This is a genomic window from Campylobacter canadensis, from assembly GCF_013177655.1.
In the GTDB taxonomy this organism is placed as follows: Bacteria; Campylobacterota; Campylobacteria; order Campylobacterales; family Campylobacteraceae; genus Campylobacter_E; species Campylobacter_E canadensis.
Window position 1 is genome coordinate 1,315,120 of record NZ_CP035946.1, and the last position, 9,855, is coordinate 1,324,974.

Sequence of the window (9,855 nt, forward strand, 5' to 3'; positions counted from 1 at the left end):
CCTTAAAGTTATTTATTTTCTTCTTTGTTGTAAAAATCTTTAATTTTTTTATTGATTGTGTCTTTATTTTTTGTAATAGTTGAGTTTTCCTTACGCTCATTACCTTCGTTATGAAGATAACTTAACCAATTAAAACTACCATTTATTATAAAATCATTGTCACAAATTATAAATTTTTCATGAGAATTGTCTTTGTAAGTCTTAAAATTTGCATAATTATTTTTTAATTCAATAAATACCTCTTCAGCTTTTTTATCAATTATTGCCTTATTATCACGCTTACTTTTATTTTCTATTCCATATTTTATATGAATATTCACCTTTCTTGATAGGGCAGATTTAATATAATCTAAGTATTCATTTAAAACTTGAAATCTAATCCAAGGAGATTGTATGTATATATCATTTTTAGCATTTTCTAATATATATTTAAAATATTTTTTATGTGAGCATTCATCTATTATTTGCCCATCTTTAATATCTAATGTAAAAGTATAATTTTCAAATCTATTAGAATTATCTTTCGTAGCTTGATTTTCCTTTACTTTAAAATCTTCTTTTTCTAATAATTTATCAAACAATCTTGAAATACCTTCATCAGCAACAATATCCTCACTAGCTATATTTAATGCTACTATTTTCTTTTCATTAATACTATTTTTATAAAAACAACATAAATGTTTTTTATAAAACATTGATATTTTACTAAGGTCTTTAACACTATAAAGCTTTAAAGTTTCATTATTTTCAAAATTTTGTATATTTTCAAAAATGACTTGTTTTAATGTTTTATCATCTTTATAAATATTATTTAAACAATTATTATCAGGTCTTAATGTATTGTTACGCTTTAATTCAATTGCATCTTTATCAACCTTATGTTCTAATCTAATATCACTTTGAGAAAGCTCTATAATATCTGCACTAATTGCATCAAAAATTACACAAAACTCTTTTTCTACCATTTTAGTACTTTTAATATTATTTAAATAGTCTTTTGCTTTTTTACTTAAGTTTAAGTTATTATCTAAATAAGCTTTAAATATAAGCTCTGATATTATGGTATTTAATACATCTTTATCAAGACAAGTAATTTTTTCTATAGTGCTAATTTTACTTTTTGTAGTGTCTATTAATCTTAATATAAATACTTCTATTTGTGTTAATTGTTCGTCTTCTTTAAAAATACAATTTACTATACATTTATATACTGGATAAAACACATATTTAATATCATATAACTCGTAATTATTATCTTCTCCAAAATAAGTAAATTTATGTTGTATTAAGTTAAAATTAAGCTTCATTTATTTCTCCTAAATTTCTAACTTCATATTCGCTTTTGTTTTTATATATATATTCAATTATTTCTTTAAATGGATTAAAACCATTATTTGTACAAGATTTATATAAAAAATCAATATCACCAACTATTAAAAGTAATTTTTTTGCTCTTGATAAGGATACATTTAATCTTTTTTCATCAGCTATAAAATCAATTTTACTCTTTTTACCACCACCTGCTCTTACACAATCATAAAAAATAATATCTCTATCACTTCCTTGAAAACTATCAACCGTTCCTATATCAATTTGAATATCATCTTGTTTATATTTTTGAACAATATCTTTTAAATAATTATCTAAATAATATTTTTGGTCTTTATAGGGGGTTATAATTCCGATACTTAAGTTATTATTTTTACAATAATTTTGTAGAGTATTTAACTCTTGTTTAATAATCTTTGCATTACAACGATTAATCTTACCTGTTCCTTTTTGTTCATCAGCCCTATCTTTTAAATTACCTGTATTTAACCACACTAAATTTGCAATATAACAATCAATATTATGCTGTTTTAGCTCATTTATCTCATCTTTTGTTTTTAAGTCTCCTTCATAAAAAACATTGCTATATATATTGCAAATACTTTTATGCGCTCTGTAGTTATAAGTTAGCATATGTTTTAAGTTATTAAATTTTGTATTAGAATTAAATAATTGCTCAAACAATGATGTAATAACTTCTTTTTTAGAATAACTTTCTAAATTATTAGCAATATCATCATCAATTATTGGTGCAAGTTGCTTATGGTCTCCTACAAATATAATCTTTTTTGCCTTAATACAAGGAACTAAAAGCTCACTTAAGGTAGCTCTTCCTGCTTCATCTACGATTACTAAATCAAATACAATTTCTCTAAAATTATTCCATGATGAAATTCCTATAAGTGTTCCAAAAATTATTTTAATATTTTTAATAAAAAACATTTCCACATCTGTATTTTTAACACTTTTTGAAGTAATACTTTGTAATATTTCTTTAAATTCATCTTGATTTTTCTTAAATTCTTGTATTTCATTCTCTTGTAAATCTTTAATATTTTTACTAACTATGGTGTTTATTATTTTATTTGGAGTATATTTTCTTGCAATTTCGCTCATTTTACTTTCATCGTTACCTATTCGCAAAATTTTTTGTTCTTCTTCACAAATTTTTTCTAACACATTATCTACTGCTTGATTACTTTGAGATGTAATTAGCATTTTATAACTTGGGTGCAACTTTAAATATTGTTTTATTATTTCTACTATTGTTGTTGTTTTTCCAGTACCAGGAGGACCTTGAATTAGTAATATTTCACTTCCATCTTGCAAACTTAATGCTTTTTTCACTGCTAATTGTTGATTTTCATCTAAATTTTTATTAAAAAATTCGTCTATTTTAATTAAATTATTTTCAGTAAAATTTAAATTAGGTTCGCATAATTTACTAGCTAAATTATTAATATATACGTTACTTTTTTTAAGTTCATCAAGCGCTCTTTCTTTTTTCTTAAATACTATTTCTTCTGCTTGATAATCATAATTAATACTATATTTAATTAAAATCTCATTCTTGTCATATTGCTTTAAATTTATTTTTGAATATTCATCTTCGATATTAACATAAAGTAATGATTTTGTACTTACAAACTTATCAACCACGCCCTTTAATTCATCATCATCTTGTGTATAATTTAATTTCTTTATTATTACTTTATGATTTTGCTTAAAATGTCTATTTGCATTCTCAATTACAAAACAAAGCTGATTATTTTTAGTATTACTAATGGTTCCTATTTGGCTTAATTTTTTACTTTGAATGTAATCATTTTCAGCCTTTAGTAAATCTTCTTCCATCTTTATTGATTTTTCACTATAAAGTATTGCATTATCATCACTACTTGAGTGTTGTTTTATCTCTTTAAGTAGTTCATCTATACTTTTACAATCAAAATTATTATTTTTATTATTTACTTCAAGTAAAAATTCTATATTATCTTTAAATAATCCATTTTTATAAATTTTATCTAGCAAAATTTCATTATCACAATGTATAGCAAAACATTCAAAACGTCTTTTTGATTTTTTTTCACTACATAAAAATACATAATCTCTTAAAGCTATATATATATTGTCTTTTCATTGTTTTTATTATTTTCTAATAAAAAATATGCGTTGTTAGCATTAATATATTTGTTTAATTCTAGTCTTAACTCAAACTCATTTTTTATGTTTTCAGTATCAATAAATTCTTTATAATTTTTAATTGCTGATGGAAAAAGATTTATTTCGTATTTGGATATATTTTTTACTAAAGAATTTAAAAGATGCTCTTTAATTGAAATTAAATCATCAAAGTTATCCAAATTATCATTTTTAAAGGCAGGAAAATATCTTTTATAAATTGTTTTAAAAACTTCTATATTACTCTTACAATCTTTATCACCAAAAAAAAAATGAACATAAATAATCCAACAAAAGCTTGCCATTGCTATCAATAATTTTATCAGGCAAACAACCATTTAATCCTAGTTTTTCAAGCTCTATAAACAAATCTAAAATTTTAAATAAATTTTCTTTTATATATGATGATATAGGCAAAAAACAACTAAAATAACTGCGTATATCTGTAGATGTTTCATAATCTTTTGTAATAAAATAATATTTATTTTTATCTTCTATAAATTCACATTTCATTAAATTATCATATTGAATATTACATAATTTAGGAGCTAATTCACTTATATAAGTATTATTTTCATCCTTATTTAAAATATATGCCTTAAATCTTTTTTTATTTTTTTCAAGCATTAAAATATTATCTTGTTTATCAACTATTTTATAAGTAAAAAAATTATCATCCATTAAAGTCCCTTAAGTCTTATTTTATAATCTGGTATATAAAAGAAAGTTGTAGTTTTATTGTAAAGCTAGTATAAAACCAGCTTTACAATAAAGATTACTTTTTATTGTTTGGGTTTAATTGAGCGCCACGATTTCCGTGAACTTGAGAATGTGCTTTATTTTGTCCAGCACTACCTTTGTTTGCATTTGCTTGATTAGCTTTATGGTTTGCATTTGCTTTATCCATCTTTTACTCCTTTCTTTATATTTCATATCATTATACCCCCCCCCACGGTTAATAAAGACACAGTATTAATAAAAAAAATTAAATTTTTTTACAATATTAATCCTTATTCGTATTTGTTTTTTGTTACTAACTTTCAAAGCTATATATAAAAGTAATAAAATGTTAAAAACTCTTATCTAAGGTAAGTTGCCTAATTTTTTAATTATTTATAAATATAAAAATTAATAAATGTGCTAATAATATTAGAAACTAAAAAATAAGTGTGGTGATTTTGCTTATAACTTTTTATCATATTTATTACTTTTTATATTTTAATAGAAGGCATATTAAGCTTTTAAAAACTTTAAATAAATAATTCTTTTAATAACATCATTTAAATAGCTTTAAGAAAATATTATATCCCAAATGTAACAGGAACCTTAATCCCCTAAAGCGGGGCAATCTTCTTAAACAAGGGGAGTGGATAATAAAGGACACACGCCGTGCGGTTTCAATCCCCTAAAGCGGGGCAATCTTCTTAAACAGCAATACCATGAAGAATTTAAGCCTGATTACAAGTTTCAATCCCCTAAAGCGGGGCAATCTTCTTAAACAATGAGGTTAGTTTTAATATGAAAGCCTTATGGGTTTCAATCCCCTAAAGCGGGGCAATCTTCTTAAACTTCATCGCCACACAATACGCCGTTGAGGCAGGTAAAAGTTTCAATCCCCTAAAGCGGGGCAATCTTCTTAAACCCATTATTTTTAACAATGTTAAGTAAAATAACTCATAAAAAAGATATTATAATTATTTTTAATTAATCTGTAAAATAATATTTTAAGATTTAATAAAAACAAATATTAGCAAATGCTAAGGAAATTAAAAAATATAAGCTTTAAATATCTATTTTGCTATTAAGAATTTTAATTTTTTAATCATTTGCTTGTTTTAAGATTATTTTAATATTAAAAAGTGTTATTTATTAATACTTTTATAAATACAAAAAGCAAAAAAGTAGCAAATGTAAATATTAAATTATAATAATTAGCAAAATTCACTTTGTTTTAGCTTAAATTCAGCATAAATTAAGCTTAAAAGGTGGTAAATGCAAATATGTAAATCTTAAATATGTTAATATAAAAGTATTTTTTATTGTTTTAAAAAGTTGTAAAAGGGATAAAATGCAAGAAAATTATCAACAATCATTACAAAAATTACAAAAGCAAAAAAGCTTAAAAGAAGTTTTACATATTAGCAAAGCTGGTCTTAGCTTGAGCAAAGAGCAAGAATTTTTTTGTGTAAAAAATAGCAAAGAAACTGTTAGTAAAATCCATGCAAATAAATTAAAATCTATAATTATTAATGTAAATATTACTTTAAATTCTGAAGTGCTATTTTTAGCTAAGAAGTATAAAATAGCTGTGCTTTTTGTAAATAAAGAGCTTGAAAGTATAAATATATATACAAGCTCAACAAGTTCTAAAACTTTTTTAGCACAAGCAAAACTTAGCGATGAAAAAAGATTAAGCCTTGCTAAAAGTATAATAATTGCAAAATGCAAAAACCAGCTTAATTATATAAAAAGAATGAATAAATACCATAAAAAATACGATGAAAACATACTTAAAATGATGAAAATAATTATTAAACTTAAAAAAGCTAAAAATAATCAAGAAATTTTAGCTTATGAAGGCGGTGTGGCTTTATGGTATTATGAATGTTTGTGCGATAGATTTAATAAATATAACTTTAAAAAAAGATATAAAAAAGGTGCAAAAGATGTAGTAAATATGAGCTTAAACTATCTTTATGGCATACTTTATAATAAAATACTAAAACTTATTATTGATAATGGTTTAAGCCCTTATGTGGGATTATTACATGCTAATAATGATAAAAATATTAGTTTTGTATTTGATGTAATAGAAGAATATAGGACTTATGTGGTAGATTTTGTGGTGTTTGGGTGGTTTTCGTATAATCCTAACGTTAATGATAAAGACGAGCTTAGCAAGGAATTAAAAGAAAAATTATGTAAAAGATTTAACGCAAGATTACTTGATAAACTCTCTTATAAAAATCAAAAAATCAGCATAGAAAATATCATAACATTGCAAATTCAAGCACTTAAAAAAGCTATTTTAAACGATGATAAGTACAAAGGGTTTTGCCCAAGATTGTAACTAAATATAATTTGTACTAATTGGATTTGTGCCTATTGTTATGGTGTTTAAGTAAGTTTTTGTAGGTATTTTGTAGATTTTTATTGTGTCTGTTTTTGGGTTTATTAATAAATTTAATTTTATTATAAGCGAGTTTAGTTTGCACTCTTTTAAATCCAATTCAAATACACTTAAATTTACCTTTTCTCCTTGAGTAATAAGGGTATCGTGAATTATTTTTCTAGTTTTATTAGATGTAATATCATAACAAATAATATACGGCATATAATCTCCTTTAACAAAAGGATTTTAATACTTTTTTGTCCGTGAATTGGAGATTGTATTAAAAAGTTTATATAAACAAATAGCTTTTTTGCTTTTGCAATTTTTGTAATGATTGTTGATAATTTTCTTGCATTTTATCCCTTTTACAACTTTTTAAAACAATAAAAAATACTTTTATATTAACATATTTAAGATTTACATATTTGCATTTACCACCTTTTAAGCTTAATTTATGCTGAATTTAAGCTAAAACAAAGTGAATTTTGCTAATTATTATAATTTAATATTTACATTTGCTATTTTTTTGCTTTTTGTATTTATAAAAGTATTAATAAATAACGCTTTTTAATATTAAAATAATCTTAAAACAAGCAAATGATTAAAAATTTAAAATTCTTAATAGCAAAATAGATATTTAAAGCTTATATTTTTTAATTTCCTTAGCATTTGCTAATATTTGTTTTTATTAAATCTTAAAATATTATTTTACAGATTAATTAAAAATAATTATAATATCTTTTTTATGAGTTATTTTACTTAACATTGTTAAAAATAATGGGTTTAAGAAGATTGCCCCGCTTTAGGGGATTGAAACGACAACTTAATATTTTTTAGCAGCTGATCTACCGTTTAAGAAGATAGCCCCGCTTTAGGGGATTGAAACATCAGAAGGCTTCATTTCATATCTATTATAACTTTTGTTTAAGAAGATAGCCCCGCTTTAGGGGATTGAAACTTTTTGTAGATGGTATCTACTCATAAATGCTTTTTTGTTTAAGAAGATTGCCCCGCTTTAGGGGATTGAAACATAAGCCTTGTTTTGCTTTAGCTATTTTTTTATTCGTTTAAGAAGATTGCCCCGCTTTAGGGGATTGAAACTGCAGTCTGCCATTGGCATTCCGCACTCGTCTAATGTTTAAGAAGATTGCCCCGCTTTAGGGGATTGAAAACTTAGAATACTTTGGGATAAGATAAAAGATATTAAAAATCCTATGTCGCACTGTACTACTGAAAATATCAAATTTGATGTAAATAAAGAACTTCAAAGTTGCTTAGATGTGTATCAAAATTATATTATAAAAAATGATGTTTTAGCTAAGTAGTTTTAAGGCTTTTGCCCTAGCCTACTTAACTTTTTGTATTAAATAGTTATTATAAACTATATTATCTTTAAAACTCCCTAAATTTTATATGCTTAAAAATGCTTTGTTTTACACCGTTTTCATCTTTTAAAACCTCTCTTTTTGTGGTGGCATAAACGGGTTTTAATGATTTTGCTTTAGCATAATTTATAAGCTTAAAGCATAATCCAAAATCACCGCTAATAAGCAAAAAATCACCTTTTTTAGTATTTTTATCAATGTATTCATAAAAATCCTTTGCGTATTCATCTAAGCTATCAAGGCTGGGCGGAACATTTGAAAACCTAGTTTGTAAATCCTTTGGCAAGGCTTTAAATTCTGTTATATTTAAGCTAGTTTTTGCATCCTTTATTTGCTCATCACTTAGCTGATGTGAGAAAAATAAGTGCATTGAATTCATTTTGTTTTTTCCTTTGCATCTAAAATTAACCTATCTTTTAACTCCTTGCTAAAGCTTAAATTATTACTAAATATCTCATCATAAAAGCTAAAAAAACCTTCAATTCTTGTTTTATAATTATTTTCATAATCATCACTAAAGGCATCACAATGAGACATTCTATGTCTTAAATCCGCTATTTCACGAGCTAAATTTATTAAAGAATTAAATAATTTTATATCATCTGGATACAAATCTTTATATTTTGTATATTTATGATTATTTTGATTAACATTTGGCTTAGTTTCTTCAAAGCTAAGTAAAAAATCTCTAATCACTTTATATTCTGAGTAACAATATTCGTTTTCAGTTCTGTTTAATTGCTGTTTGAACTCATTGAAAATATGTAAGTATATAGATTCAAGTAAAAACTGAACGCAGTTTAAAAAATAGTCGTGTTTTTTATAAAGCACTGCTAATTCATAATAAAATGCTCTTTTAGGTTTGATTTTGCCATTACCTGCTGATTTAATATTTACATTATTAAGTCCTTTTAACTCTTGCATTATTTCATCTATTAATGTTTGCAAATTAGCTAAGCTTTGAATTGGATTTCTATCGTAATAAAAAAGATTTTTTAGATTTTTGTTTATATCTTGAATTTGATTTTTAAAAAGTGCATTGCTAAAATTTTTTAAAGCTAGATAAAGTGGGTTATCAAGATTATAATCAGGCACTTTTAAACATTGTTTGAATGTGCTTAAGACATTTGACATAACCATATTTTCAATATACTCATCAAGGCTTATAAATTCATATTCTTGAAATGGAACTATCTCCTTTGCCACGATGAAATTTATTTTAAAATCTTTATTAATATTTGTTTGGATAAGCCCTGCAAAAATAGCTAAAATAGTATTGTCTCTAAAGCCGTGCGTAATATCTACTATGATTTTTTTATATTTATTTGAATTAAAATCACTTTTTAAATCATTTATTAAATCCCCTAAAAATTTAGAATATTCTTTCTGGTCAAACTCTTTTGGGGTTAATGCACCATAAATTGGCTTTTGCATTAGGATTGACTTTTCTGTACCATACAAAGTAAATTCAAAATTATCATTATTAAATTCTTTAAGCAAACACTCCGTAGCACTCCACATATCAAGATCTTGTGTATCTTTTTCTACGCCAAAAACCTTGTAAAAATCCCTTGTTAGGATATATTTTGCTTGTTTTGGCGCTTTTATTTTATCTTGCGTAGAATCTTTTTCGCATTTTTGATTAAATTCTTTTAAATCTTTGTCTGTTTTTGTCATCCCTAAAAAACTAATAATTTTTATTTTACTTTTTTCTTGTGTTTGATTAATATTTGTGTTATTTTGTGTATTTTCATCTTGCATTATATTATCCTTATCCTTTTTATTGTTAGCTTTTTTAATAATTTGAAGACCTTTTTTATTTAGCATTTTTACTTCACTCACTTTTAC

9 protein-coding genes and 2 CRISPR repeat arrays are annotated in these 9,855 nt (G+C 24.1%); of the genes, 1 reads left to right on the plus strand and 8 read right to left on the minus strand.

Annotation, left to right across the window (positions count from 1 at the left end):
• Positions 1 to 8: 8 nt before the first annotated feature.
• From CCANL266_RS06270 to CCANL266_RS09445, 5 genes are all read right to left on the minus strand, one after another.
• Positions 9 to 1,307 carry a phospholipase D-like domain-containing protein gene (locus CCANL266_RS06270; RefSeq protein WP_172232936.1) on the minus strand — a complete coding sequence of 433 codons (1,299 nt, stop codon included), beginning with the start codon at positions 1,305 to 1,307 and terminating at the stop codon, positions 9 to 11.
• Positions 1,297 to 3,360 carry an AAA domain-containing protein gene (locus tag CCANL266_RS06275; protein WP_172232939.1) on the minus strand — a complete coding sequence of 688 codons (2,064 nt, stop codon included), beginning with the start codon at positions 3,358 to 3,360 and terminating at the stop codon, positions 1,297 to 1,299. Before CCANL266_RS06275 ends, CCANL266_RS06270 begins: the two co-directional genes overlap by 11 nt.
• Positions 3,361 to 3,446: 86 nt before the next feature.
• A complete protein-coding gene (locus CCANL266_RS06280; protein WP_172232942.1) occupies positions 3,447 to 3,815 on the minus strand; it encodes a hypothetical protein in 369 nt (122 codons plus the stop codon).
• Positions 3,769 to 4,191 (minus strand): hypothetical protein, encoded by a 423-nt coding sequence (locus CCANL266_RS06285; protein ID WP_172232945.1) that lies wholly within the window; start codon positions 4,189 to 4,191, stop codon positions 3,769 to 3,771. The genes CCANL266_RS06280 and CCANL266_RS06285 overlap by 47 nt, the downstream gene beginning before the upstream one ends.
• Before the next feature lie 94 nt (positions 4,192 to 4,285).
• Complete coding sequence (locus CCANL266_RS09445) at positions 4,286 to 4,417, minus strand: alpha-amylase (protein WP_216657288.1); 132 nt, start codon at positions 4,415 to 4,417, stop codon at positions 4,286 to 4,288.
• Between the two features lie 416 nt (positions 4,418 to 4,833).
• Positions 4,834 to 5,152: a CRISPR direct-repeat array (repeat unit 36 nt; unit sequence GTTTCAATCCCCTAAAGCGGGGCAATCTTCTTAAAC).
• Between the two features lie 426 nt (positions 5,153 to 5,578).
• Here CCANL266_RS09445 and cas1 point away from each other — a divergent pair.
• Positions 5,579 to 6,580 (plus strand): CRISPR-associated endonuclease Cas1, encoded by a 1,002-nt coding sequence (gene cas1 / locus CCANL266_RS06290; protein WP_172232948.1) that lies wholly within the window; start codon positions 5,579 to 5,581, stop codon positions 6,578 to 6,580.
• Here cas1 and cas2 read toward each other — a convergent pair whose 3' ends face one another.
• The 3 genes from cas2 to CCANL266_RS06305 all read right to left on the minus strand — a co-directional run bounded on the left by cas2 (position 6,581) and on the right by CCANL266_RS06305 (position 9,849).
• Complete coding sequence (gene cas2, locus CCANL266_RS06295; protein WP_172232951.1) at positions 6,581 to 6,844, minus strand: CRISPR-associated endonuclease Cas2; 264 nt, start codon at positions 6,842 to 6,844, stop codon at positions 6,581 to 6,583. It abuts the gene before it with no gap.
• 559 nt (positions 6,845 to 7,403) lie between these two features.
• Positions 7,404 to 7,794: direct repeats of the CRISPR family, unit length 36 nt; unit sequence GTTTAAGAAGATTGCCCCGCTTTAGGGGATTGAAAC.
• Positions 7,795 to 8,014: 220 nt separating this feature from the next.
• Positions 8,015 to 8,386 (minus strand): CRISPR-associated protein Csx20, encoded by a 372-nt coding sequence (gene csx20 / locus CCANL266_RS06300; RefSeq protein WP_172232954.1) that lies wholly within the window; start codon positions 8,384 to 8,386, stop codon positions 8,015 to 8,017.
• On the minus strand, positions 8,383 to 9,849 hold the full coding sequence (locus tag CCANL266_RS06305; protein WP_172232957.1) for a hypothetical protein: 1,467 nt from the start codon (positions 9,847 to 9,849) through the stop codon (positions 8,383 to 8,385). Before CCANL266_RS06305 ends, csx20 begins: the two co-directional genes overlap by 4 nt.
• Positions 9,850 to 9,855 lie beyond the last annotated feature (6 nt).

What these genes read in the sequence shown, in the direction of transcription:
- CCANL266_RS06270 (WP_172232936.1), bottom strand. Translation starts at nt 1,307, where the DNA reads ATGAAGCTTAATTTTAACTTAATACAACATAAATTTACTTATTTTGGA.
- CCANL266_RS06280 (WP_172232942.1), bottom strand. Translation starts at nt 3,815, where the DNA reads ATGGCAAGCTTTTGTTGGATTATTTATGTTCATTTTTTTTTTGGTGAT.
- CCANL266_RS06285 (WP_172232945.1), bottom strand. Translation starts at nt 4,191, where the DNA reads ATGGATGATAATTTTTTTACTTATAAAATAGTTGATAAACAAGATAAT.
- CCANL266_RS09445 (WP_216657288.1), bottom strand. Translation starts at nt 4,417, where the DNA reads ATGGATAAAGCAAATGCAAACCATAAAGCTAATCAAGCAAATGCAAAC.
- cas1 (WP_172232948.1), top strand. Translation starts at nt 5,579, where the DNA reads ATGCAAGAAAATTATCAACAATCATTACAAAAATTACAAAAGCAAAAA.
- cas2 (WP_172232951.1), bottom strand. Translation starts at nt 6,844, where the DNA reads ATGCCGTATATTATTTGTTATGATATTACATCTAATAAAACTAGAAAA.
- csx20 (WP_172232954.1), bottom strand. Translation starts at nt 8,386, where the DNA reads ATGAATTCAATGCACTTATTTTTCTCACATCAGCTAAGTGATGAGCAA.